The organism is Janthinobacterium sp. BJB301 (assembly GCF_002735685.1).
GTDB classification, from domain to species: domain Bacteria; phylum Pseudomonadota; class Gammaproteobacteria; order Burkholderiales; family Burkholderiaceae_D; genus Janthinobacterium; species Janthinobacterium lividum.
This window is the reverse complement of sequence record NZ_PDZJ01000005.1, coordinates 144489-169530: the sequence shown is the minus strand read 5'-3', so window position 1 is coordinate 169530 and position 25042 is coordinate 144489. Positions and strand designations below refer to the sequence as shown.

Annotated in this window: 24 protein-coding genes; 5 read left to right on the top strand and 19 right to left on the bottom strand. The window is 64.5% G+C overall.

Annotation, left to right across the window (positions count from 1 at the left end):
- Nucleotides 1-3: 3 nt before the first annotated feature.
- A complete protein-coding gene (locus CSQ91_RS24880) occupies nt 4-708 on the top strand; it encodes a PhaM family polyhydroxyalkanoate granule multifunctional regulatory protein (protein WP_070279004.1) in 705 nt (234 codons plus the stop codon).
- Between the two features lie 21 nt (nt 709-729).
- Here CSQ91_RS24880 and CSQ91_RS24875 read toward each other — a convergent pair whose 3' ends face one another.
- From CSQ91_RS24875 to pdxR, 11 genes are all read right to left on the bottom strand, one after another.
- Nucleotides 730-945 carry a hypothetical protein gene (locus CSQ91_RS24875; protein ID WP_010394693.1) on the bottom strand — a complete coding sequence of 72 codons (216 nt, stop codon included), beginning with the start codon at nt 943-945 and terminating at the stop codon, nt 730-732.
- Nucleotides 946-1009: 64 nt separating this feature from the next.
- Nucleotides 1010-2740 (bottom strand): response regulator, encoded by a 1731-nt coding sequence (locus CSQ91_RS24870; protein WP_099389904.1) that lies wholly within the window; start codon nt 2738-2740, stop codon nt 1010-1012.
- An 11-nt stretch (nt 2741-2751) separates the two neighbouring features.
- Complete coding sequence (locus CSQ91_RS24865) at nt 2752-3471, bottom strand: sensor histidine kinase (RefSeq protein ID WP_070257721.1); 720 nt, start codon at nt 3469-3471, stop codon at nt 2752-2754.
- Nucleotides 3472-3627: 156 nt separating this feature from the next.
- Complete coding sequence (locus tag CSQ91_RS24860; RefSeq protein ID WP_099389903.1) at nt 3628-5421, bottom strand: family 2A encapsulin nanocompartment cargo protein cysteine desulfurase; 1794 nt, start codon at nt 5419-5421, stop codon at nt 3628-3630.
- Nucleotides 5396-6325, bottom strand: coding sequence for a family 2A encapsulin nanocompartment shell protein (locus CSQ91_RS24855; protein ID WP_034784363.1), 930 nt, complete (start codon nt 6323-6325; stop codon nt 5396-5398). Before CSQ91_RS24855 ends, CSQ91_RS24860 begins: the two co-directional genes overlap by 26 nt.
- 227 nt (nt 6326-6552) lie before the next feature.
- Nucleotides 6553-6777, bottom strand: coding sequence for a helix-turn-helix domain-containing protein (locus CSQ91_RS24850; RefSeq protein WP_034784364.1), 225 nt, complete (start codon nt 6775-6777; stop codon nt 6553-6555).
- Between the two features lie 7 nt (nt 6778-6784).
- Nucleotides 6785-7780 carry a serine O-acetyltransferase EpsC gene (gene epsC, locus CSQ91_RS24845; protein WP_052140296.1) on the bottom strand — a complete coding sequence of 332 codons (996 nt, stop codon included), beginning with the start codon at nt 7778-7780 and terminating at the stop codon, nt 6785-6787.
- Nucleotides 7781-7799: 19 nt separating this feature from the next.
- A complete protein-coding gene (locus CSQ91_RS24840) occupies nt 7800-8297 on the bottom strand; it encodes a rhodanese-like domain-containing protein (RefSeq protein WP_080753547.1) in 498 nt (165 codons plus the stop codon).
- Nucleotides 8298-8509: 212 nt separating this feature from the next.
- Nucleotides 8510-10141 (bottom strand): FAD-dependent 5-carboxymethylaminomethyl-2-thiouridine(34) oxidoreductase MnmC, encoded by a 1632-nt coding sequence (mnmC, locus tag CSQ91_RS24835; protein ID WP_099389974.1) that lies wholly within the window; start codon nt 10139-10141, stop codon nt 8510-8512.
- A complete protein-coding gene (locus CSQ91_RS24830) occupies nt 10141-10704 on the bottom strand; it encodes a DNA-3-methyladenine glycosylase I (RefSeq protein WP_099389973.1) in 564 nt (187 codons plus the stop codon). The genes mnmC and CSQ91_RS24830 overlap by 1 nt, the downstream gene beginning before the upstream one ends.
- A gap of 38 nt (nt 10705-10742) precedes the next feature.
- Nucleotides 10743-12227, bottom strand: coding sequence for a MocR-like pyridoxine biosynthesis transcription factor PdxR (gene pdxR, locus CSQ91_RS24825; RefSeq protein WP_099389902.1), 1485 nt, complete (start codon nt 12225-12227; stop codon nt 10743-10745).
- A gap of 106 nt (nt 12228-12333) precedes the next feature.
- Here pdxR and CSQ91_RS24820 point away from each other — a divergent pair, with 106 nt between their 5' ends.
- Both CSQ91_RS24820 and CSQ91_RS24815 read left to right on the top strand, forming a co-directional pair.
- Nucleotides 12334-12795 carry an OsmC family protein gene (locus CSQ91_RS24820; protein ID WP_070278998.1) on the top strand — a complete coding sequence of 154 codons (462 nt, stop codon included), beginning with the start codon at nt 12334-12336 and terminating at the stop codon, nt 12793-12795.
- Nucleotides 12796-13449, top strand: coding sequence for an FMN-binding negative transcriptional regulator (locus tag CSQ91_RS24815; RefSeq protein ID WP_099389901.1), 654 nt, complete (start codon nt 12796-12798; stop codon nt 13447-13449).
- Between the two features lie 267 nt (nt 13450-13716).
- On the opposite strand, the gene CSQ91_RS24810 is transcribed toward CSQ91_RS24815, so the two are convergent.
- The 3 genes from CSQ91_RS24810 to CSQ91_RS24800 form a co-directional block, all read right to left on the bottom strand.
- On the bottom strand, nt 13717-14670 hold the full coding sequence (locus CSQ91_RS24810; RefSeq protein ID WP_099389900.1) for an AEC family transporter: 954 nt from the start codon (nt 14668-14670) through the stop codon (nt 13717-13719).
- A 100-nt stretch (nt 14671-14770) separates the two neighbouring features.
- The gene (locus CSQ91_RS24805; RefSeq protein ID WP_099389899.1) at nt 14771-15208 is read right to left on the bottom strand and encodes a CHRD domain-containing protein; all 438 of its coding nucleotides are present in this window, start codon (nt 15206-15208) and stop codon (nt 14771-14773) included.
- Nucleotides 15209-15374: 166 nt separating this feature from the next.
- A complete protein-coding gene (locus tag CSQ91_RS24800) occupies nt 15375-15932 on the bottom strand; it encodes a winged helix-turn-helix transcriptional regulator (RefSeq protein ID WP_034753667.1) in 558 nt (185 codons plus the stop codon).
- 254 nt (nt 15933-16186) lie between these two features.
- On the opposite strand from CSQ91_RS24800, the gene CSQ91_RS24795 reads away from it, so the two are divergent.
- A complete protein-coding gene (locus CSQ91_RS24795; RefSeq protein ID WP_070278994.1) occupies nt 16187-16423 on the top strand; it encodes a hypothetical protein in 237 nt (78 codons plus the stop codon).
- On the opposite strand, the gene CSQ91_RS24790 is transcribed toward CSQ91_RS24795, so the two are convergent.
- The 4 genes from CSQ91_RS24790 to CSQ91_RS24775 are packed head-to-tail and all read right to left on the bottom strand — an operon-like array spanning nt 16420 to nt 21107.
- Nucleotides 16420-17427, bottom strand: a complete 1008-nt coding sequence (locus CSQ91_RS24790) for a Csu type fimbrial protein (protein WP_099389898.1) — start codon at nt 17425-17427, stop codon at nt 16420-16422. The two genes, CSQ91_RS24795 and CSQ91_RS24790, sit on opposite strands and share 4 nt — an antisense overlap.
- Entirely contained in the window at nt 17427-19778 is a 2352-nt protein-coding gene (locus tag CSQ91_RS24785; RefSeq protein WP_143451092.1) for a fimbria/pilus outer membrane usher protein, read from the bottom strand. The genes CSQ91_RS24790 and CSQ91_RS24785 overlap by 1 nt, the downstream gene beginning before the upstream one ends.
- 57 nt (nt 19779-19835) lie before the next feature.
- Nucleotides 19836-20564: a fimbrial biogenesis chaperone gene (locus tag CSQ91_RS24780; RefSeq protein ID WP_225317167.1), complete on the bottom strand. Its 729-nt coding sequence runs from the start codon at nt 20562-20564 to the stop codon at nt 19836-19838.
- A gap of 12 nt (nt 20565-20576) precedes the next feature.
- Complete coding sequence (locus CSQ91_RS24775; protein WP_034778485.1) at nt 20577-21107, bottom strand: Csu type fimbrial protein; 531 nt, start codon at nt 21105-21107, stop codon at nt 20577-20579.
- A gap of 349 nt (nt 21108-21456) precedes the next feature.
- On the opposite strand from CSQ91_RS24775, the gene CSQ91_RS24770 reads away from it, so the two are divergent.
- Nucleotides 21457-22260 (top strand): response regulator transcription factor, encoded by an 804-nt coding sequence (locus CSQ91_RS24770; RefSeq protein WP_092608998.1) that lies wholly within the window; start codon nt 21457-21459, stop codon nt 22258-22260.
- Here the strand turns inward: CSQ91_RS24770 and CSQ91_RS24765 are convergent.
- Complete coding sequence (locus CSQ91_RS24765; RefSeq protein ID WP_180278509.1) at nt 22257-24815, bottom strand: TonB-dependent receptor; 2559 nt, start codon at nt 24813-24815, stop codon at nt 22257-22259. The two genes, CSQ91_RS24770 and CSQ91_RS24765, sit on opposite strands and share 4 nt — an antisense overlap.
- Between the last annotated feature and the right edge of the window lie 227 nt (nt 24816-25042).

The following is a 25042-nucleotide window of genomic DNA, read 5'->3' as shown; positions in this document are numbered from 1 at the left end:
CGCATGGCAAACCCGCAAATGCCCCAAATTCCGGGCGCAGCAGTTGTGACCGATACGCTCGACTTCGTCAAAAACCTGTGGGGCAGCATGAGCGTGCCCGGCATGGGCGTGCCTGGCATCACGGCGCCTACCATGTCGGTGGAAGAGCTGGACAAGAAAATCAACGACTTGAAAGCCGTCGAAGCGTGGCTGAACCTCAATACCAGCATGCTGCGCGGCAGTATCCAGGCGCTGGAAGTGCAGCGCGGCACCATCGCCACATTGAAATCGATGGGTGCATCACTGGCGGCGGCCATCACGCAACCGGGCGCCAGCGAGAAAACCGTGTTTGAATCGGTACCCTACGCTTCCGCGTTTTTCCAGCAAGCCGCGCCTGCGGCGCCTGAACCGAAACCGGCGCCCGCACCTGCGCCCGCACCGGAACCCGCTGCGGCGGAACCCGGCGATGCCGGCAGCCAGTTGGCCAATCCAAGTGCTTGGTGGAATTTGTTACAAGATCAGTTCAAGCAAGCCGTATCGACGGCCATGTCGCCCGATGCGGCCAGTACGGCAGCGGCCAGCTTTGGCAGCGTGAGCAAAGCCAAGCCAGCGGCCAGCAAGCCGGCCAAACCTGCAGAGGCAGGCACGGCAGCCAAGGCCAAGGCCCCGCTGCGCAAGGCGCCCGCGAAACGCGCGGCACCCAAGGCTAAAGCGCCAGGCAAGGCCTGATGCTGCAAGCCGGCGATATGATCAGGCGATACGATGAATGCGGATCGCCTCGATCATGTTGTCGGCCTGGCGTTTTACGTCACCGATCGTGATCAGGCCTTCGTCGGCCAGCGCCTTGGCGTGCTCGTACGAAGACTGGAATGTTTCCAGCGTGTCTCCCTTGGCGGCGACCGGGCGTACCCAGGCAATACTGCCGACTTTCATTTTTTTGTACACTTCATTGACCACATCACGCATAGTTTCTTCCTTATTGTTGTAAAGCAACTCAAGCACGGGCGAACCCACGCTGGCCCCTAGTTTATCATCCGGCACGCTCGCGCATGGATTTTCCGCCTTTTTCCGGCGCCGTCGGCGCTTTTTCTACGACCACGACGGTCTCTTCCGGCCCGGGCGGCGGCGTCAGCTGCACCAGTTGCTCCATCAATTGCGCGAAGCGTTGCTGCCCTGGTGCAATTTTGTCTACATACAACAACACTTCCATGGCCTCGGCCGCCAAGTCGGCCTGAAACCCGCGCTGCTGCAGGAAGGACACGATGATTTGCGCGGAATTGAACAGGATGCGCAAATTGTTCGGCAGCTTTTCGCGCGCCGCGCGCATCCAGGCGACCGCTTCGTTGAGCTTGTCCGTCTTCCACAGCAGCACGCCCTTGTTCATCAAGTCCGACGCTTCCTTGCGCGAAGCGATGATCAGGCTGGTGCCTTCGTCGCCCATCTTCGCCTTGTCGAAAATCTTTTGCACTTCGTCCTGCACCACCTGGTTGTCGTGGTTGTTCTTCACCACGTAGCACAGCAGGCCGGCCGGCGCATCCTTGACGCCGACGGCGAACAGCAAGGTGGCCAGTTCCATGCAAATGCTTTTCTCGGGCCGCGCCGGGTCTTCCAGCAGCATGGCTTCGAGCTCGTCGCCGCACTTGCGGGCGCGCCGGTAATCGCCCGTTTCATGGTGCACCATGCCTTCCGTGATCTTCGCGCGCAAACCAATCTGCTCGGGCGAGAATTCGCGCTGCGCCAGCAACAGCCATTGCAGCGCCTCCTTGGCATCCTTCTTCAGGCCGCACACGCGCGCCAGGCCCAGATAGGCGTCCGGCGTCTTCATGACGGAAAACTCGCCGATGGAAATACACTTGCGAAAGGCCTTTTCCGCCATGCTGACATTGCCGACCTTCAAGGCCGCCAGTCCCAGGTTGCGCTGGCGCGGCACGGAATTGGGCGACAGGCGCGCCGCCTTTTCCAGCACGCCGCACGCTTCCTCGTGCTGGCCCATCAACTGGTAGGCGACGGCCATCTGGTCGTAGGCGTCGATGTAATACTTGTTTTCAACGATCACGCCCTGGAAGATCTGCCGCGCCGCCTCGTGTTCGCCGTTATTCATGCGGATCTTGCCCAGGCCCGCCTTGGCCCAGCTGTAATCGCGCTCGGCCAGCACTTTCTCGTACACGGCACGGGCCTTTTCCGGTTCGCCGCTCTTCAACAGCAAACTGGCCTTCATGCGCAGCAGTTCCAGCTCGTGCAGCTTGTTGAGCTCGATCTGCGCGTCGCACAGCTTGGCCGCGCGCAGATAATCCTTTTCCATGCAGGCCTGGTCGATCTCGCGGAATACCTGCTTCTTGTGCCATACGCGGTTCAGGCGCGTCAGCAGCACGCCTTCCGTGATCGGCTTGATCAGGTAGGCGTCGGGCTGGTGCTCGGCCGCGCCCATCACGGATTCCACGCTTTTCTCGGCCGATACCATCAGCCAGACGCTCGATGGCGCCGTCAGGTTGCGCACGCGCGTCTCTTCCAGCACTTGCTGGCCATTCTTGCCTTCGCCCAGGTTGTAGTCGCACAGCACCACGTCGTAGCGCGTCTTGGCCAGCAGCTTCATGGCTTCGCCGCCGCTGGCCGCCTGGTCGATATGGCGCGCGCCCAGGTTGCGCAGGGATTCGCGCAGCAGGATGCGGATGCCGATGAAGTCGTCGACCAGCAGATAATGTTTGTCGGCCCAGTCGGTGCTGCCCGCTTCGGCGGCGGTGGCGTGGTTGTCTGTCGTCATGGATTCCTCGTTCAGGGCAGGCGCAGGATGAAACAGCCGCCGCCCAGGGCGCCGCCGTTTTCCAGCGCGATGCTGCCGCTGCTGCCCCGGTGCTTGTGCATCTTTGCCACTTCGCTGGAAAAATACAGCCCCAGTCCCGTGCTGTTGGTGGAAAAGTTCACGCCGGCCGCCATGCCATCCATGGCCGCGCTGCCCGCGTCGAGCAAGGCCTGCGTATAACCGTCGCCATTGTCTTCCACGCGCAGCTCGAGCAAGCCATCGGCCTCGCAGACCGACAGGCGGATCGTGTCCTTCGTGTAGCGGATGGCGTTGTTGATGGCATGCGCGAGCACGCCGATGACCAGGTCTTCATCGAGGGTCCAGATCAGCTCGGGCGGGCAGGCCGTCTCCAGCTGGATGCCTTTCGAGGCCAGCAGGATCTTTTCCTGGTCCACCACCTGGTCGACCACCTGGCTGACCAGCTGCGGCTGCACGTCGAACGGGTAGCCGGGCTTGCCCACCTCCTTGTACAGGGCCAGCAGCTGGATCAGGTTATCGTTGAGGCGCTTGGTCTGGTACAGCATCTGCGCCATCTGCAGGTAGGCGGGGTCGGCCTGGGGCGAGGGCTTGGCCTGCTCGGCCGCCAGCAGCGACTCCAGGGTGCCGCTGACAACGCTGATCGAGTTTTTCATGTCGTGCACGGTCGACGCCAGGAACAGGAAAAGCTCGGGCGAGCTGTGTTGATCTTCCACCGGATATCTCCTTGGGCCGCAGCTTGAATATTGCCAAGGATAAATTATACCGCCAGCATGCGCGCGCCTGCCAGCCGCGCGTAAAGTCCCTGACTTGACGCAACAATGCCGCCCCCGCTTGCGCAAGGGCGGCATTGGATGGCCAAGCCGGCAAGATCAGCGGCGTGCGGCCGCCAGGCGTTTGACCACGACGATCATGCGGTCGATTTCCTCATACGTATTGTAGAAGGCGAACGATGGCCGCACGGTCGCTTCGACGCCGAAACGGCGCAGAATCGGCTGGGCGCAGTGGTGGCCCGAGCGCACGGCGATGCCCTCGTCGTTCAGGGCCCGCCCCACTTCCGCCGGCTCGTAACCGGCCAGCACGAACGAAGCCACGCTGGCCTTGTCAAACGCCGTGCCGATCAGGCGCACGCCGGGAATGGCCTGCAGGTGGTGCGTCGCGTATTCCAGCAGCGCGTGCTCGTAGGCGGCGATGTTTTCCAGGCCGATGCGCTGCACGTAATCGATGGCAGCGCCCAGGCCCACGGCGTCGGCGATATTGCCCGTGCCCGCCTCGAAACGGTTCGGCACGCCCTGGTAGACGGTGCGCTCGAACGTGACGTCGGCGATCATGTTGCCGCCGCCCTGCCATGGCGGCAATTGCTCCAGCAAGTCCGCCTTGCCATATACGGCGCCGATGCCCGTCGGGCCGAACACCTTGTGGCCCGAGAAGACATAAAAATCCGCGCCCAGCGCCTGCACGTCCACGCGCAAATGCGACACGGCTTGCGCGCCATCGACCAGCACGCGCACGCCGGCCGCATGCGCCAGCGCGATGATCTGTGCCACGGGCGTCACGGTGCCCAATGCATTCGACACCTGCGTCACGGACACCAGCTTGGTACGCCCGTTGAGCAGCTTGCGGAATTCATCGAGCAGTATCTGCCCGCTGTCGTCGACGGGAATCACGCGCAGGGTCGCGCCCTTTTCCGCCGCCAGCTGCTGCCACGGCACGATGTTGGCGTGGTGCTCGAGCTGCGAGACGATGATCTCGTCGCCGCTGCCGATGTATTTGCGGCCAAAGGTATTGGCGATCAGGTTGATGCCCTCGGTAGCGCCACGCACGAAGATGATTTCATTGGGCGAAGCGGCGCCGAGGAACTGCGCCACCTTGGCGCGTGCCGCTTCATAGGCATCGCTGGCGCGCGCCGCCAATGCGTGCGCCGCGCGGTGGATGTTCGAATTTTCGTGCGCATAGAAATACGACACACGGTCGATCACCGACTGCGGCTTGTGCGTGGTGGCCGCATTGTCAAACCAGGCCAGCGGCTTGCCGTTGACCCGTTCGGCCAGCACGGGGAAATCGCGCCGCACGGCATGCACGTCGAACGACGCCGGCGTCTGGTGCTGGCCAGGCTTCGCCGCCGAAGGCAGCTCGGTCTGGAAATAGAACGCGGGCTGGCTGTTAGCCGGCGATACGGGCAGCTGGCGCGCGGGCGTCTGCTGCGGCGTGGCAAACAGTCCCCGCACATCGTCGGGTGCCGCTTGTCCCAGCCCCTGATGCGCCAGGCCGTCGAGCTTGCCGTTCGACGCGGGATAGCCATGCGCGCCGCCGACAAAATAATAGGGCGACGGCGCACTCAGGGCGGACAGGCGTGGCGTCGGCACGGAGGCCGGTGCCGGCGCAATCGGCGACTCCAGCGGCGCCGTCACGGGCGGCACCTGCGCCGTTGCCACGCCGGGGGCGATGGCGGCAAACGAAGGGCCGGGCGGCGGCGGCGGCCGGTTCGCATAGCGGGGCGCCGCATCGAGCACGCTGCCGGAACCACCGAGGCTGGGAAACTTATCCACGCCCGGCAGGCGGGCAAAGAATTCACCGGCCAGGCGGTTCAGGGTCGCTTCATCAGGTAAGAACGGGACGGCAGGCAAGCCCGCCGCGCCATCACTTGTAGGTGTCTGGGTAGTCATGGTATTTACCGATCTCCACGTCTTCCAGTACGGCCAGCGCATCGTCGGTCAGCACGGCCAGCGAGCAATACAGCGAAATCAGATAGGACGAAATCGCATGGCGGTTGATGCCCATGAAGCGCACGGACAGGCCCGGGCTTTGCTCGCCCGCCAAGCCAGGCTGGAACAGGCCGATCACGCCCTGCCGCTGTTCGCCCGCGCGCAACAAGATGATTTTCGTCTTGCCGTCTTCGATCGGCAGTTTGTCCGATGGCACCAGCGGCACGCCGCGCCACGTGAGGAACTGGGAGCCGAACAGGCTGACGGTCGGCGGCGGCACGCCGCGGCGCGTGCATTCACGGCCAAAAGCGGCAATGGCCAGCGGATGCGCGAGGAAAAAGCCCGGCTCCTTCCACACTTTCGTCAGCAGTTCGTCGAGGTCGTCCGGCGTGGGCGCGCCCGTCAGGGTGAAGATGCGCTGGTCGTCGTGCACGCTGGCCAGCAGGCCGTAATCGGGATTGTTGATCAACTCACTTTCCTGGCGCTCCTTGATCGTCTCGATGGTCAGGCGCAGCTGCTCCTTGATCTGGTCGTGGGGGCTGCTGTACAGGTCCGACACGCGCGTGTGCACGTCGAGCACCGTGCTGACGGCATTGAGGAAATACTCGCGCGGCTGGTCGTCGTAGTCGACGAAGGTTTGCGGCAGTTCCGACTCGTCGCGCTGCGAGCAGGCGACGCGCACGTCCTTCGGATTCTTCACGCGGTTCAGGCGGTAGATACCCGCTTCCACGGGCAGCCATTGCAGGAGGTGCACGAGCCAGCGCGGCGTGATCGTGGATAACTGGGGGACGCTCTTGCTTGCATTGGCCAGCTGGCGCGCGGCGTTATCGCCCAGCGCGAACTGGTTCTCTGTTGCTTCTGCCATGACTACTCCTGATGAGAAAAGTGAATATGCTTATCTGAAAAACGAATAAAGTATCGGACGTCTCCCCTCTTCTCTCAACATGCTATCGCCACCAAAACACGCTTAACCAAACCTACTGCGCGTCGCGATTTGCAGCCTGCGATGCTCACTGTGCATTCGCACAGCTGCGCTTCTCGGCCACAACTCACTGCCGCTCGCTACGGTTTTGTTATGCGTTTTACCTGTTTTTAATCCACCAATTCCGGCTCGCAGCGCGCCATCAATCCCGCCAGGCCGATGCCGAGCGCGCCGGCCAGCTTTTCCACCGTCAGCAGCGACGGCGTGGCGGCGCCCCGTTCGATCTCGCCGATGAACGAGCGGTTCAAGTCGGCCGCTTCGGCCAGGCGCTCCTGCGACCAGCCATGCCCTTCGCGCAACTGGCGCACGGCCAGTCCAAACTGTTTGATCAACATGCTGTCCTCATGGGTGGTGGGCAAAAGCGGGGTGGGATGGCGCCGGCAATTCCGGCAACTCCTGCGCCTCCTGCTGGTTATGCGCTTGCGTGACATGGCTGCCGGGCGCCACGCTGCGGGTCAGCCAGACATTGCCGCCGATGACGGAGCCCTGGCCGATGGTCACACGTCCCAGGATCGTCGCGCCCGCATAAATGACCACGTCGTCCTGCACGATGGGATGGCGCGCCAGTCCCTTTTTCAGCACGCCGTCGGCACCGGCGGGAAAGCGCTTGGCGCCCAGGGTGACGGCTTGATAAATGCGCACCCGTTCGCCGATGATGGCCGTCTCGCCGATCACCACGCCCGTGCCATGGTCGATGAAAAAACTGCTGCCGATGATGGCACCCGGGTGGATGTCGATGCCCGTCTGCGAATGGGCCACTTCGGCGATGATGCGCGCCACCAGCGGCGCGCCCAGCGCATACAGGGTGTGCGCCAGGCGGTAGTGGATGATGGCCAGGATGCCCGGATAGCACAGCAGCACTTCATCGACGCTGTGCGCGGCCGGGTCGCCATGGAAGGCGGCCGCCACGTCCGTGTCGAGCTGGGCGCGGATGCGCGGCAGCGCGCGGGCGAAGCGCTGCACGATGGCCAGCGCCTGCTGTTCGATGGAGACCGTCTGCTGCAAGCCATGCTGGCGCGCGTGGTAACTGAGTTCGCGCCGCACCTGTTCGTGCAGCCCCGTCAAGGTCGTGTCGAGCGTATGGCCGACAAAGAAATCCTCGCTCTCCTGCTGCAGGTCGAGGGGGCCCAGGCGCATGGGAAACAGGGCTGCGCACAGGGCTTTGATGATGTCGTGCAAATGCTGGCGCGACGGGAATTCGCGCGCGCCGCACTCCTGATTGCTGGCCAGTCCTTCGCGCCACTGCTCGCGCACGGCGCGCAATTCATCGACGATCTGGCGCAGTTCCCATTGCGGCTGCGCGGCAAGGGAGACAGGGGGGATGGCTCGCTGGTTCATGGTGGTCCCGGGAAGAGAGTTAATCTTGCAGCCAAGGCAGCGCATGCCAGCGCCAGCCACCGCTGTGGCCACGCTGCTGCTGCTCGTCGAGGTCGCCCTCGAAGCCTTGCGCGATATTGAAGACATGCGTGAAACCCGCCTTGGCGGCTGCTTCGGCAGCTGCGGCCGAGCGCTTGCCGCTGCGGCACAGCAGCACCACGACGGCATCCTTGCCGCCCACCTTGGCTTCCAGTTCGCGCGTAAAGCGGGGATTGCGGTTCATGGACGTGCCGGTCGCCCACGCCACGTGCAGCGAGGCCGGCACGTAGCCGACGAAGGTGCGTTCCTCGTTGGTGCGCACGTCGACCAGCACGGCTTTGCCGGCCTGCACCAGCTGCCACGCATCCTGCGCGCTGACGATACCCGCATACGGCAAGCCCTGCGCCTGCGCCTGGGCGCGCGCGAGATTGAGTACTTCGTCAAAGGCCGCCTCGCCGTGCCCGGCGCGGGGATCGAAAATCAGTTCTGCAGCAGCCATCTTTCCACCTCTTTATTCCGTCGTCAAAAACCAGCACGAGTCCACTGTAGCGAACTTATGTTGTTCGGAAAACAAATTAAAAAGAGTTTGGAAAGCTGAAAAACGTATATGGGTCGGTGTATGGGGTCAGACCCTCACACGCGTTGGCGCCAGGCTTGGCGTCAGCGGTGTTGGGGGTCTGACCCCAGCCCTCGCCTGCTCTGCGCCTACGCTCAAGCAGCGCGGCGGCGTTCGCGAAGTAAAAAACGGGCAGGATCGAGCGCCTCTGCCAACTGACGTTCCAGCGGCAGCGGCTCGCCCTCCAGCTGGCATGCCAGCAGCTCGGCCGCCAGCGGCGCCCAGATCAGGCCGCGCGAGGCGTAACCGAGCAAACCAAACAGGCCGGGCCAGCGCGGTACGTCGCGCAGGCGCTCGCAGCGGCCTGGGATGCCGGGGTCGGGCAAGGCGCCCGCCAGCGGCAGGCGATCCGGCGCCATGCAGCGAAATCCCGTGCGACCCGCCAGCGGCGCATCGAACGGGGCGACGCCCAGGATGTCGGCGATCTTCCCGATATTGTCTTCCTGGCTCGATGGGCGCAAGTCGGTGTCCGCATCGGCATCGTAGCTGGCGCCCACGCAGACGACACCGTGGTGCGCCGGCGTCATGTAGGCTTCGCGGCAGACGACGAACGGCAACGAGGGCAAGCTGCCTTCGGCCAGGTGCGTGACCTGGCCGCGCACGGCGTCCAGCGGCAGGCCCGCCGCCTGCTCGAAATCGACTGCCCCCGTGCCTGCCGCCAGGATGACGGTGGGCGCGGCCGCGATCAAGGTGCCTTGCGCATCGCGCACCAGCCATTCCTCCTCGCCACGCTCCAGGCGCAAGGCGCTGCTGGAAAAGCGCCGCGTGAGCAAGGCGCCGCAGGCGTCCAGCATGGCCGCGCAGACGGAAGACGGGCGCGCCCAGCCCCCCTGTTCGAACCACCAGGCGCCATCGGGCGCCGGCGCGCCCAGCATGGCGCTCGCCTCGGGTGCTTCCAGCCAGCGGGCGAATTCGCGCGGATACAGGCCACTGGCGGCGATCTGCCGCTGCACCTGCGCATGCGCGCCGTCGCGCGCCAGGTGCAGCACGCCGCTTTGCACACCCTCGATGGCGGCGCCGATGCCGCCCAGGTCTTTCCAGCGGCTCAGCGAGTACAGGTAGGCGGTGCGCACCAGGCGCGTGGCGATATTGTCGTCCTTCGACATCAGCGGCATGAAGATGCCGGCCAGGTTGCCCGACGCCTCGCTGGCCGGCTGCGCGTGGCGTTCGATCAAGGTCACCTTCCAGCCGCGCGCGGCCAGCCGTTCGCAGGCGGCCGCGCCGGCCACGCCTGCGCCGATGACGATGGCGCGCCGCTCGGGCACGGTGACGGCCGCGTACTCTTCGCGCCGCGCATAAAACACGGCGCGCAGGCGGCTCTCGTCGAAGACAAACCCATTCTTTTGCAGGGCGGCGCGCTGCGCCTCGTCCAGGTGCACGGCCTGCAGGCGGGCGCCGTCCATCATCAGGCGCGCCAGCACCGGCGTGGCTGCGGGCACCCAGGCCAGATGTACTTCATCGACGCGCGCCGACAATTGCGCCAGGCAGGCATCGGGCTCGCCGATCAGCACATCAAGCGTGACGAGGCCATCGTGCGACACCATGCGGTGCAGGCCCGGCACGCAGGGCGGCCACTGTGCACGCCACTGCTCGGGCAAGTGGCGCGCATCGACGGGACGCGGCGCCAGCGCGATGTAATGGAGGCGGCGGCCGCCATGCGCCGCACAGGCGGCGCGCAGGCGGGCGCCGTCAAAATCCGTGTCGAGCAGGACGAGAGCGCGGCGCATCAGCGCCCCGCCCGGCAAAAGCAGGTGGGCGCATGGTCATTGACCATGCCGATGCCCTGCATGTAGGCGTAGATGATGGTCGAGCCGACGAACTTGAAACCCCGCTTGAGCAAGTCTTTCGAGAGTTTGTCGGACAAGGCCGTCTTGGCGGGAAACTCGCCCGGCTGCCAGCTGTTGACGATAGGCTGGCCATCGACATACGCCCACAGGAAGCTGTCCAGGGTCTGCCCTTCCGCGCGCAGGCGCAGGTAGGCTTGCGCATTCGTGATGGCGGCCGCCACCTTCAGGCGGTTGCGCACGATGCCGGGATCGAGCAGCAGCTGCGCCACCTTGTCCGGGCCATACGCGGCGATTTTTTCAGCATCCCAGCCGTCGAAGGCGGCGCGGTAGGTATCGCGCTTGTTGAGGATGGTTTCCCACCTCAGGCCCGCCTGCGCGCCTTCCAGGTTCAGCATCTCGAACAACCGGCGCTCGTCGTGGCAGGGCACGCCCCACTCTGTATCGTGGTAGTCGAGATAGCGGGGATTGGCCGGGTTGGTCCAGGCGCAGCGGGTAATATTCATGGTCGTGTTCTTCATGTGCAGGCAAGTGCCAGTATAGTTTATCGGCCGCGCAGGATGCGGCCCAGTTCCTGCAAGCCGTGCGCCATCTCGGCCGGGGGAATCGCCGCAAAGCCCAGCAGCAGCCCGCGTGGCGTGGCACATTCCGGGCCCGCCGCCGGATCCGCATAGTGGCCCAGCGGACGCAATTCGATGCCATGCTCCAGCCCTGCGCGCGCGACGGTTTCCTCATCGTGGCCGGCGCGAAAATACGCGCACAGCTCCAGGCCGCTGTCGGCCGGGCCGCACGCGAGCTGGTCGCCCAGTTCGCGCGCGATGCCGCGCACCAGCAGGTCGCGCCGTTCGGCATTGCTGTCGCGCGTGCGGCGGATATGCCGGCCAAAGTGCCCTTCGGCGATGAAGTCGGCCAGCGCCATCTGCGGCACGATGGCCGTGTGCCGGTCCATCACGGCCTTGGCTTGCACCAGCGCGTCGGCCAGCGCGGGCGGCGCCACCATATAGCCCAGGCGCAGCCCCGGGAACAGCACCTTCGAAAAAGTACCCACGTACACCACGCAGCCGGCCCGGTCCAGGCTTTGCAGCGAGGCCAGCGGCGCGCCCGTGTAGCGGTATTCGCTGTCGTAATCGTCTTCCACCAGCCAGGCTTTATTATGCGCGGCCCAGGCCAGCAGGGCCAGGCGGCGGGGCAAGCTCATGCTCACGCCCAGCGGCATCTGGTGCGATGGCGTCACGTACGCCAGCTTCGCCTGCGGACAGTGCGCCACGCCATACGCCACGTCCAGCCCCTGCGCATCGACGGGAACCGGGAAGACGCGCGCGCCGGCCGCGCGCAGCGGGCCGCTGGCGCCCCGGTAGCCGGGCGACTCCATCCAGGCCGCGTCGCCCGGCGCCAGCAGGATGGTCGACAGCAGGAACAGCGCCTGCTGCGAACCGGAAGTGATGACGATCTGCTGCGGCGTGCACTGGACGCCGCGCGAGGCTTTCAAGTACACGCACAGCAGTTCGCGCAGCGGCAGGTAGCCGGCCGGGTCGCTGTAGCCGAAATGGTGGTCGGGCCGGCGCCAGCGCCGCGCTTCCAGGCGGTTCCACACGTCGAACGGAAAGTGGTCGATGCGCGGCATGCCGACACGGAAAGCGCGCAGCGGCCCCCGGTGGAACGCCACCTGGCGCATGGCCGCCACCACGCCCTGCCCGCGCGCCGACAGAGGCCGCAGCAGGCCGGGAGCGTCCGCCCTGACGGGCGGCGCAGCCAGGGGGACGTCGATGCTGACAAAGGTGCCGCGCCCCACGGCGCCGTCGAGATAGCCTTCGGCCGTCAGAAGCGCATATGCATTGAGCACCGTCTGGCGCGACACGGCCAGCAGGCGGCAAAACTCGCGCGTGGGCGGCAACTGCATGCCGGGACTCATGCGGCCATCGAGGATGGCCGCCTTGATGGCCGCATACAGCTGGCGAAACAGCGGCTCGCTGGCGCCGCGCTGCAGCGGCAAGGCGGCGATGATCTGGTGCAGGTGGGAAGCTGGCATGGCGGCGCTCTTGAATTGGTAGCTTAAAGATAGCACTTATTGGCTGTTTTAAATAGCCAAGACTGGCGCTAAGATGGCGCATCCCCTCTACTCTTGCGGAGCACCCATGCATCAGTTTTTCGCCACCGTCGCCTGGCAGCGCGACGGCCAGGATTTCGCCAGCCAGCGCTACAGCCGTGGCCATGCATGGCAGTTCGACGGCGGCCTGACGGTACCCGCCTCGTCGTCGCCCCTGTCCGTGCCGCTACCCATGTCGGTGGCGGCAAATATCGATCCGGAAGAAGCGCTGGTGGCCGCCACGTCGAGCTGCCACATGCTGTTCTTCCTGTCGCTGGCGGCGCAGCGCGGCTACGTCATCGACGACTACCGCGACGATGCCGTCGGCGAACTGGGCAAGAATGCACAAGGCCGCCTGGCCATGACGCGCATCGTGCTGCGTCCGTGCATCGCCTTCGCGGGAACGCCACCCTCGCCCGACGCGCTGGCGGCCCTGCACCACGACGCGCACGAGCGCTGCTACATCGCCAATTCGCTGACGGCCGACGTGGTCGTGGAAGGAGCGCACTAGATGTACACGCCCGCCAGCTTTCGCGAAGAGCGCCTCGACGTGCTGCATGGCCTGATAGCCGCGCATCCGCTGGGCGCGCTGGTGCGCCATGACGACTATGGCTTGTGCGCCGACCATCTGCCGTTCGAGATCGCCGCACCCACGCCCGAGGCCCCGTTCGGCATCCTGCGCGCCCACGTGGCGCGCGCCAATGCGCTGTGGCGCGGCGCCGGCGAGAACGATGAATGCATGGTGATTTTCCAGGGGCCGCACGCCTACATCACGCCCGCCTGGTATGCGGAAAAGCAGCGCAGCGGCAAGGAAGTCCCTACCTTCAATTACGCCGTGGTGCATGCCCACGGCCCCTTGCGCGCCATCGACGATGCGGCGTGGCTGCTGGGATTGGTGGAGCGGCTGACGGCGCGCCATGAAGCGGGGCTAGCCACGCCGTGGCGGGTGGCCGATGCACCGGCCGGCTATATCGAGAAACTCTTGAAAGCCATCGTCGGCATCGAAATCCCCCTCACGCGCATCACGGGAAAATGGAAGCTGGGGCAGAACCGCAGCATGCAGGACCAGGCCAGCATGGCGCATGGCCTGGCGCTGGACAACCAGCCCGGTGCGGCGCAGGCCCTGGGCGCGCTGATCGCCGCCAACGTCACGCCAGCCAGCTGACGGCCGCCGAAAACGTCAAAAACGACAGCGCCGTCGAGACCAGAATGATGCGGGCGATGCGCGCCGCGCAGTGCTCACGATGATGCGCAAGGCGCGCGGCGTGGCCCGGGCCAACGAGTCCACCCTCACGCCAGCCAGCTGACGGCTGCCGAAAACGTTAAAAACGACAGCGCCGTCGAGACCAGAATGATGCGGGCGATGCGCGCCGCGCAGTGCTCACGATGATGCGCAAGGCGCGCGGCGTGGCCCGGGCCAGCGAGTCCTCCCTCACGCCAGCCAGCTGACGGCCGCTGAAAACGTCAGAAACGACAGCGCCGTCGAGACCAGGATGATGCGGGCGATGCGCGCAGTATTCGCGCCGAAGCGTTCCGACAGCAGCGAGACGTTGCTGGCGCTGGGCAGGCAAGCCACCAGCACCATGCAGGTCAGCGCGAACGGATCGAGCGGCGCGCCCAGCGCGATGGCCGCGTGGCCGATGCCCCACACCAGCAGCGGATGTAGCAGCAGTTTTTTCAGCGCCACGGGCACATATTCTCCCAGCGGCGCGGGGTCGCTCGTGCTCATTTGCGAACGGGCCAGCACGGCGCCGATGGTAAACAAGGCGACAGGCGAGGCGGCGTCGGCCAGCAGGCCCACCGTCTGCATCAACGGCTTGGGCAAGGCCAGTTCCAGCCACGACGACAAGGCACCGAGCACGATCGCCCACGGCATCGGATTGCCGGCCATGCCTTTCATGGCATTGACGACGGCGGCGCGGCTGCCATGCGCGCCGCCGCTGCCGATGCGCGACAGGGCGATGCACAGCGAGCTGGTAATCAACATGTCGACGACGATGGTGACGATGACGGGACCAGACGAACGGGGGCCGAGCAAGGTCAATAGCAGGGGCACGCCCATGAAGCCCGTATTCGGGAAGGCCGCCACCAACGCACCGAAGGCGGCGTTGTTCCAGTCGATGCGGTGGCTCAGGGTCATGACCATGGTGACGCCCACCATGATCAGCGCGCACAGCAGATAGACGCCGAACACGCTGGCGTCGAGCAGCTGCGCGATGGGCGTGGCGGCGCCGAAGCGGTACAGCATGCAGGGCAGCGCGAAGTACAGGACAAAACTGTTCAAGCCGCCGATGGCGGCCAGCGGCAGCAGCTTGCGCCGCACGGCCAAGTAGCCGCACAGCACCAGGGCGAAGAAGGGAAAGGTGATGGCGAGGATGGTCAGCATGGAGCGCCATTGTAGCGCGCACCGTGCAACCGGCCGCCTGGCGCAAAAAAAGGCCGCTCGCGCGGCCCAAGGAGGTTTCGGGGAGAACGCCGCTGGCGGGCTAGGGCTTGAGCTGGGCGCGGATCTCGCCTGCCGGATAGGCGGCGCTGTGCACGTTCACGTACAGGTTGCCGGCCTGGTAGCTCGCATACTGGGGCGGCGTGAGCATGGCGCCGGCCGGCACGGCAAACATGCCTTCGGCGGTTTTCACCAGCGGCACGATGACGGGACCATTGGCGCCGGCGGGCGCTTCATGGATATGCGCGACGGTCGCCACCATGCCCGTGTAGCGCACGCCGCCGCTGACGCTGCGGTCGCGGGCGACGCGGAGATTGCTGCTGCCGCTGGCCGTGCTGGTATTGGCAGGCACTTCCTGCGCCCCCGTCAAGGTGACGTCATGGCCGCCCGGCTCATGCGGGCCATGGGAACAGGCGCCCAGCAGGACGGCCAGCGCCAGCACGCTGGCGGCGCGGCAAGCGTGTTGTTGCAGTGTGCTCATCGCAGTACTCCTTTCACGGACATCGGCTCACGGCTGGCGCCCTGCCCCGCCCACACAGCCGGGCCGGGCTTGCGCCGCACTTGAGTTGCATAGTGCGACAGTAACGCCATGCCGCCGTGTCCGCTTTGCTGTACGCCAAACTTGCTGCTCGCCTGCCAGCGCGTCCTCAGGCCAGGTGGCCTTCCGCCACCCAGCCGCGGTTGGCGGCCGGCGCCTTCGGCTTGGGTGCGATGCCGCTGCTTTTTTCCGCATCGAGGATGATGCTGCGCATGCTGTCGCTGGCGGCAGGTCCGGGCGCAAATGCGTAGTACTCGTCATTGATGGGCAAGCCCGTCGTGGCGTCGACCAGTACCGGATCGGCTGCCAGGCCCGTGTCGCGGCTGGCGATGACGAGGCTGGCGCCTTCCGGCGCGAAGTTTTCATTACCCCAAGCAATAAACGCCAGCAAGACGGGCTTGAAGGCGCGCCCGGACTTGGTCAGCACATAGTCGTAGCGGGGCGGCTTGGCGCAATACAGGCGGCGCGTCATCAGGCCCCCTTCCACCAGGTCGGCCAGGCGGCGCGTCAGGATGGTGGGCGCGATCTTGAGGCTTTTTTCAAATTCGTCGAAGCGCGTCTTGCCATAAAACGCTTCGCGCAGGATGAGGATGCTCCACCATTCACCCACCTTGCCCAGGCTGCGAGCAATCGGGCAAGGCAAATTATTAAAGTTGGTATGTTTCATGGCCATCTCCTCACGTTGATTCAACACAACAATCGAAAAAGTATTTCAGTTGCAATACGGAAACTTAGTTACTATCATCTTGAAAGCTACGCTCACCCCATGATGGCGGCCTGAAAATACGCACAAACTCACACTTTTCTTGTTCCAGTACAATCATGGCTCGTTCTGTCCCCCTCAACCCGGTACGAAAAATGGTGTCAGCCTTGCCATGCGGCGTCGCTGACCACGCCCGTTTTTCGCCAGATGCATCCAAGATGACTCCTTTGAAGCTTGCCGTACTGCCAGCCCTGTTTGCCCTTGCCGTTTGCCAGACCACCACCGCCGGTACCGTCTCTTCCGCATCGTTCCAGGCCACCTTCGTCGTCCACGATGCGTGCACCATCGTCTCGCAGCGCGGCGGCGCCCAGGTACGCTGCCAGCACAACACGCCCTATCTGCTGCTCCAGCAGGCAACACCATCGGGCGCCGACCTCGTCACCGTCACGTTCTAAAAATAAATCGTTGCCGTCACCGTGTCCTTGTAGTCGCCGGGACGCGGCGACACCTGCGCCGGCACGCGGCCGTAGATCGTCAGCGGCACGCTGGCGCCCGTGCCCGTGCCTGTCACCATGCTGGTGCCAGCAGTGCCATCGCCCCATGGCGCACCGTCGAGGGTGGCTGACAGCAGGTAACTGACCTTGTCCGTGGTGACGGTGTTCTTCATTTGCCGGTTGGCCACATTGAGCGCCACGCTGCCGCCGTTGAGGGCAATCTGGTAGGCATTGTTGTTCACGCAACGCACGGACAAGGTGCTGGTGCTGCGCAGGTTGCCCGTCAGGATGGAAGCGTTCGCAAACGCCATCGGCGTGGCCGTGATGGTGCAATCGTTGATGGCCGTGGCATTCACCGTGAAACCGAAGCTGCCGCTGCTGGCCGTGCAACCCTGCAGGTTGATGAGGCCATACGTGGTGTAGGTATAGGTGCCCACGCCGGCAAAGCTCGACGTATAGGCGGTATTGGCATTCGCGACCGTGGGCACGGCGGCCAGGGTCGTGCCGGCGGGGATCTTTGCGTACACGGTAAAGGTGGTGGAATACGTGCCGGGCGGCGCCAGCAAGCCGGCCGACAGGATCATGCCGAAGGTCGACGGCGCGCCCGCCACGCCAGCGCCGCCCCAGATCTTCGCCGTCGCATACGAATTGTCCACGTACACGTTGTACTCCATGCGGTTACTGCCGTTGCCCAGCTTGCGCGGCAGGGCCGACGTGGAATTCGTGCCCAGCCCCAGCGAGATGCACACTTGCGCATTGGGCGTGAGCAACTGCCCCAGGTTCAGCGACGAAAACAGGCAGCTGAAGGTGCCCGTTGCCTGCGCCACGTAATCGGTGCCGGAAATCGGGCTGACGGAGCCGAAATCGATATTCGTCATGCTGACCGTGCAGGTGTCTGCCGCCTGCGCCACGCTGCCCCAGGCGCAGCCCAGCAGCAGAGTCAGCGATAACAGCAGGCGGCGCATCAGCGGCCTGCCCCGGCGCCGGCAGCAGCGCTAACGCAGTGCAGCGGCCCGATCACGGGCAAGCCGCCCGCCGCCGGACGCGCATAGGCAAAACGCACCGTGCAGGCGCTGTCGCCCTCGCCAACTTGCAGCTGATTCTGCTCAAGCAGATCATCGACGAAAACGATGCCGTCAAATCCCACCACCGTCTGCTTGCCGCTTTGCACGTGCAACACGGGCAAGCCCGTGGCCAGCGGCCTGCCCTGCGCATCCTGGACGATGACGGTGGCCGCGCTGTAGCGCTCGATGGGAAAGGCCGCCAGCACGCCCGCCAGATGTTGCGGCACGACATTGATATTGCTCACGGGTACCCGCGCGTCAACATCGAGTTCATCCGTGGCGATGCTGATCTGGTTATTCCCATAGGGATTCAAATTCGGCACCAGCAGATAGCCGCTCCTGCCCGTCACGCCGATCTGGCGGTTTTCATGCAGCACAGGAATATTGCCCACGCCACCCGTGGAAACCAGCGCAAAACCGTTGCCCACCTGGCGCGCCGTCTCGATATGGCCATCCATCAGCACCAGCGCGCCAGCCGCGCCCAGCGAGGAGGCATTGCCCATGCTGCTGCTTTGCGTGCGCGCGCTCACGCGGCCGTCATTGCCCAGGTATTCCACCTGCGCCTGGCGATAGGCATTGCTGCCCGCCGTACCGGCCTGCAAGTTCCAGCCGAAGCCGCCGCCAAAGTCCGCCGCGCGCTGTGCGCTGATGCTGCGGCCGCTCTCGCCGTTCTGCCGGCTGCTGTTCACGCTGATGGCCAGATTGTTGTCGAAGGCCATGCTCAGGCCAAAGTAGAAGCCCCGTTTCTCGCGTTGCCGCAAGTCCTGGAACAGGCTGGCGTTGAAGAACAGGCCGTGAAACAGGGTGGCCGAATAGCCCAAGGTGGCCAGCTTCGATGGCGGCGCGCCAGGCGTGCGGTAGCTGATGTAGCTGCTGCTGATGCTGCTTCCTGCCGGCAATGGCAGGCTGAAGGTGAGGCGGTCCGCCGCGCGCACCACGGGGCTGCCGTCGCGCGAGGCCAGGTCGCCAAACCCGGCGCTGGCGCGCACGCTTTGCGCATCCACGCTGAAGCGCGGCCCCATGTACTGGTAGCCGGCGCCCAGCTGCACGCCACGGCTGCGGCCGGCGCTGGCCGACAGCGAACCGTTGAGCACACCCGCCTGGCCCAGCCGCACCAGTGCGCCCGCCCCCGCCTGATACAGGCCGGCGGCCAATTCCGCATGGCCTTCAATCGTCAAATTGTCGCTGACGCCGTGGCGACCGGAAGCGCTGGCGACCAGTTGCCGTTCATAGCCGAACAGGCGGCGGCCATAGTCGCGCCGCACGGCGCCCGCCTCGACCGAGTAATCGCTCAAGCCGCCGGCCAGCATGCGCGTATCGACATACAGGGGCAGCACGGTCGTCACGCTGCGCCCCAGCGCATCGCGCGTGATGATGGTGGCTTGCCCGGCGCCATTGATGCCGGCCACCTGGTTCAGTACAAATGGACCGCTGGGTACGCTGGCAGCATATTGCTGCACGCCGTTGACATACAGGCTCAGCGACGAAGGCACGAGCGCCGTGCCATCGACGGAGGCGACAGGAAAGGTCAGCAGGTCAGGGCGCAGCTGGAAATTCTTGCGCCACTGCAGGCCGCCGACGCGCACGGCGCGGCTCCAGCTGAGCGACGAAGAAATCAGGTCGCCCACCTGCCACGTTTGCAAGGTCTCGGGGTCCGCGTGGCTCCAGAAGGTGTCAAAGCGCATGTATTTGCGCTGGTCCGACCCCAGGTTCAAGGTGCCGGTATTGCTGAAGACGCCGCTGTCATTGAAATAACGCAAATCGTTGAAGATGGCGGCGCGCCGCGTCTGGCCCAGCTCCGCATACGCTTCGTAATTGAGCACGGCGCCGGGCGTGACGCGCGATGGCGGCGTCTGCGCCGTCGTGCGCGCGCTGATGCGGTAAGGCGAGCGCAAGTCGTCCGCCACCTGCAGCGACACGCTCTGGCGCGCCGCGTCATAGTCATAGCGAAGCCCGGGAATCGCATCGAGCGCCACCTCGGCCTGACCGGATGCGCCCAGGCGCGCCGGGTCCAGCCCCAGCTGCTGCAGGTTCGCCACACTGCTGCGCAAGCCTTTGCCCACCTGGGTAAAGCGCAAGATCAGCCCGGTTGATTCAGCATTCACAGTGACCTCCAGATACAGTTCATTCGGCGCCGCCGGATCGCTGGGCAAGCTGGCGGGGCCCGGATCGGCGCCCGTCACGGCCGCCGCATCGGCCCTGGCCAGCGGCGCCATGGCCAGCAACAGCAAGGATGCCAGGACGCATTTCATGGTTTCGCCGCTTGCGCCCAAGGCGCGCAGCAAGCCGGCCCGTCATGGCAGCCATGTTCAAGGTGTCGAATTCTTGGCAATGAGTGCCTTGGCATTCACATTTACCGCAATACTCAACGGCCCATCCAGTTCAGCCTCCCTGGCAACGGGCAGGCGCCATACGCGCATGCGTGCCGCCAGGACATAACCAAACAGCCCCTTGCTGATGACAAACTCCTTGCCCGCCTGATTCGTCAATGTCATCGCACCGATCTGCGCATGGAAATTGCCGCTGTTCTTGACACGCAACATCCACTCGCCCTGTTCGCGGAACACTTGCCAGTCGAGCACTTCCTTGCCCGGTGCACCGGCCGGCAGCACGAACACGGGCACCGAGTAGCGCAGGCGGATATCGACGCCGCTGCGGCCCGCCTCATCTTCGCGGCTGACTTCATCGATGAGCACGCGATACGTCTTTTCTTGCGCGACAGGGCCAGCCTGGGCACGCACCAGGCGGATCGTCTGCCGGCTGTTGGCGGCGATTTCGACGATCGGCGGACTGGCCACCAGTTCCTGCGTCGGCGCCAGCGTTTCCTCGCCATCGCGCTGATCCCAGACGAACACGCGCACCTGCCCGTAGATGGGCTGGTCGCCGAGGTTTTGCAGGCTGATGCCGGCCGCACTCTGTGCGGCGCGCAAATTGAGCGTCACCGGCGAAATCTGCAGGCTGGCGCCGTGCGCGCCCGCCGCGCAGCAAGCCAGCAGTGCCAGCACGCCTTTCATCAGGGAAGCAGCACAGGCCTTCACGCAGCGCCTGGCTTAAAAGTACACGGTAGCCGTGATCGTCGACTTGTAGGTATCGGGGGCCGGTGTCGCTTGCGGCGGAATATTGCCGTACACCGTGATCGGCTGCGATGAGCCGTTGCCGGTGCCGCCGACGGTATTCGTGCCCTGGGTATCGCCCCACAAGGTGCTGCCGGCCGTCTGGTACAGATTGAATTGCACCGTCCCCAGGTTGCCGCCCGTGCCGCTCATATAGCGCGTCGTGCCGGTCGAGCCGGTACCCGAGCCGGCCGTCAAGCCCACGTTATACAGCGTGGTATTGGTGCAGGTGACATTCACGGTCGTATTGACGTTCACGGCAGTAGCCAGTACGCCCTGACTTTGGCCAAAGTCGAGATTGGCCGCCGCGATGGTGCAATTGGCGATGATTTTCAGGGTGACGTCAAAGGTGGTGCTGGCGCTGCCATTCAGATACACGGCTGCGTCGGCGCCACGAGGCAGGAGCGCCGTGGCGGCAATGGCCACGCTGGCAGCAACGATAAGGCGGGGAAAAATAACTCGCAACATGATACCTCCTGATGATGAAACATCATTAATGAGCCCGCCAATATGGAGGGCGTCGAGGATAGTCACGGTATTGCCGGCGTTTTCTTGGGCACGCAAACCAGGACGACAAAATACTTGCGCCGGGAGTCAGGAATCAAGGGACTCCGGCATTATTTGCAGCATTGGCAAAACAGATTTTTTGGCAATCGACATTGCTTAAAATCAATGCATGAGTGAATTATTGGCGATCTGGGAAATCCGCGCTTCTTCTCGCGGAGAAACATCTTTTGAAATACGAGAAAAGCAGAAAAAAAAGAAAAAGCGAGGCATAATAAGCCACAACTTGCTTTTTGGTTAAGTCATCCATGCCATGCCATTGACCAGCGAAACCATCAAAAAAAACATCTTGATCGTGGATGATTCCGCGTTCGAGCAGCGCATGCTGATGGAGCTTCTCAGCGAGCAGCCCTACCGTTTCAGCATTGCCTTCAACGGCTACCAGGGCTACCAGCTGGCATTGGCCACGCATCCCGACCTGATCCTGCTCGATGTGCGCATGCCCGAGATGGATGGCTACACGGCATGCCGTCTGCTCAAGGCCAATCCCGAAACGGAAGAGATTCCCGTGATCTTTCTCAGCGGCGCCGATGCCGCCAAGGAGCGCATCATGGGCTTGCAGGTGGGAGGCGTCGACTACATTTCGAAGCCGTTCACGCCGGAAGAACTGGCCGCGCGCATCCATATCCACCTGGGTTTGATGCGTAAAAGCAACAGTACCTTGCCAGCAACGGCGCCGATCAGCGACAAGCTACAGCATCCCGACCTGGTGTTCGTCAATGCGGTCAAACAGCTGATCCTCGACAACCTGGGCAGCCTGCCGAACCTGTCCGAAATCGCCCGCAGCGTGGGCACCTACCGCGAAAAGCTGACCCTGATGTTCCGCGAGCAAACGGGCATGACGGTCTTCGCCTTCATCCGCGAAGCGCGCATTGCCCGCGGCGTGGAATTGCTGCAGCAGACGGACATCGACGTGCAGGATATCGCCCTGCTGATCGGCTTTCACAACGCGGGCAACTTCGCCACCGCCTTTCGCGAACGCATGGGCGTTCCCCCCAGCGCCTACCGCCAGCGCCTGCAGGAGCAGACGGGGCAGCGGCAGGCGGCGAGTGGTTAGAACTTGTAGTTCAGCTTGAGCGCCGCAACGCGTCCACGCGGATCGGCCTGGGTAAAGTCAAAGCCGGTGGAAGCATAGTCCCAGGGCGCGCGCTTGTTGGCCAGGTTTTGCACGATGAAGGTGACGTTTGCCGCCGGCGTGACTTGCCAGCTGCTGGTCACGTCGAACGTGCTGAAGGCAGCCACCGATTCATCAAGGTGCTGCTGCTGCGCATAGCTGCCCACGTAGTTCCATGTGAGCGTGGACGACCACTTGCCCTGCTCCCAGGTGGCCGACGTGACGCCGCGCCATTTCGGGATGGAGCCGAAGTAGTTGGTGCCGGCGCCATCGGTCAGCGGCGCGCCATCGGACAGCGGTTCGGCAAAGCGCAGCACGCGGCTCAGCTGGCCGGCCAGGGTCAGCTTGCCCCAGTCCTTGTCGACGAAGCGCTGGCGCAGGTCGATATCGAGGCCCGACACTTCGCGCTGGCCCTGGTTGCGGAACTGGCGGTACAGGGTCGTGATGCGCCCGTCGGCACCGCGCGTGATCTGTTGCGGCGCCGTGCTTTCATTCTCGAGGATGGTGGTGGCGCTGGCCGTGCCGATCACGCCATCCTGCTTGATACGGTAGTAATCGAGGCCGATGCTCGAACTGCTGGTGGGCGACACCACCACACCCAGGTTCAGGTTCTTCGACCGCTCGGGGCGCAGGTTCGGATTGGCGATGGTCATGACCGTCACGCCGCGCGACTGCGTCGGCGTCAGGGGATCGCGGGCATCGATCACGCCGGTATAGCTGACGGCCGTGCTGTCGGTGATTTCCGGCAGCGATGGCGCGCGGAAGGCGCGTGAAACGGTGCCACGCAGCAACAACCATGGCGCCGCCTGGTAGCGCGCGCTGGCCTTGGGCGAAAACGCATTACCGAAGTCGCTGTAATGGTCGGCGCGTCCCGCCACGTTGACGGACAGGTCTTTTACGACGGGCACATTGAATTCGGCAAACAGGGCCGACACATTGCGCGAGCCGTTGATGATATTGAGTGCGGGGCGCAGTTCCGTGCCCGACAGCACGGCCGTCGAAGTTTGCGAATCCATCTTTTCGCGGCGCCACTGGGCGCCGGCGGCAAAGCCCAGCGGGCCAGCCGGCAAGTCCCAGATATCCTTGGCCGCCGAGAAGTCGAGCGTGTCGAGCGTCGATTCGGCCGGGCGCAGGGTCGACAGGCGCAGGCGGTTGCGCACGGCTTCGCTGTTTTGCGACTGGTCAAAGAAATTGTAGCTGCCGTCGGCCAGCACTTTCTGGAATTCGTAGCGGTTGACGAAGTTCTGCACCGTTTCCTCCAGCTTGCTGCTGGAATGGGCCACGGCCGTATCCCAGTCCCAGCCCGCCCAGGTGCCCTTGGCGCCGGCCAGCGCGCGGTAGAAGGTGACGCGGTCCTGCTTCAGGCGCGGTCCCAGGTCGAACAGCGTGGCAGTAAATGGCAAGGGCGTCGTGCCCGGATTGTTCGGATGGCCCACGGGCAGCACCACGGGAATGGTGTCGAGCAGCTTGGTGCTGTTGTTCCACACGCGCGTGGCGTTGTTCACCGTCAGCGGCGCGCTGAAGGTCTGGTCGGCGCGCGAATAACTGTGCAGCAAGTCGACATAGGCTTCCGTGTCCGCGTTCAGCTTGAGGGTACCGCGCAGCGACGAGTGGATGCGCTGGATGCCCGGGATCAGCGTTTTATACGGCGCCGGATTGTAGGCCAGCACCTGGCCGCTGCCAGTGGGATTGATGTCCTTGTACGGCACCAGCTGCAGCGGGCCGCGCACGCCGCCCAGGGTCTTCGTGGGGTCGTTGCCGGCGTAATTCGTGGCGGTCCAGCCCAGGCTGCCGCGCTGCTGCTGGCGGTAGTCGGCATCGCGCAGCCACCCCACGTCGCTTTGCTGCAGCTTGTCGCGCTGCTGCGCATCGATCGAGAAGACCAGGCTGTAGCCGTCTTCCTCGAGCTTGCCAAACCCCGTCTGCAGCGCCGCGCTCTTTTCATGCTGGCCCGTGCCTTGCGTCGAGCCGCCCCACTGCGCCGTGATATCCGTGCCCGTGAATTCCTTGTACAGGATGATGTTGACCACACCGGCCACGGCGTCGGAACCGTAGACGGACGACGCGCCATCCTTGAGCACCTCGATGCGCTGCACGGCCGCCATTGGCAGGCTGTTCAGGTCGACAAAGGTTTCCTGCAGGTTTTGCGCCGTCGCATAGCTGGCCACGCGCTTGCCATTAACCAGGATCAAGGTATTTTTCTGGCCGATGCCGCGCAGCGACAGGCCCGAGGTGCCGGCCGAGAAACTACCCGTATATTGTTCGTTGTAGCTGTTGCCGCTATTGGCGGAGATGGCGCGCAGCACGTCCGACACGCTGGTCTTGCCGCCGGCTTTCAATTCCTTGGCCGTGATGACCTGCACGGCGCTGGCGCCCTCCTTTTCGCTGACGCGGATATTCGATCCGGTGACGTTAACACGCAGCATGTCGTCCTCGGCATGGGCGAAGGCAGGAAAGGCGGCGGCGATGGCAAGACTGATGGCGAGTGGTTTGAACATGGTTTCCTCTTATTGGGATTGCAGCCTTTTTCCGATAAAAAAGGCCGAGCAGGGGCACGCGGACCGGGTGGGCCAGCGGGCAAACGACAACGAAATGGATAAAATGACTTAGGGGATGCGTGGACGGGCACGTACCGGCATCCACTGCGCCATGCATTGCATGGTCAGCTGGTGCGGGACGGCGGAAAAACAGGCAGAAATGGCAAAACGCAACATAAAAAACACCG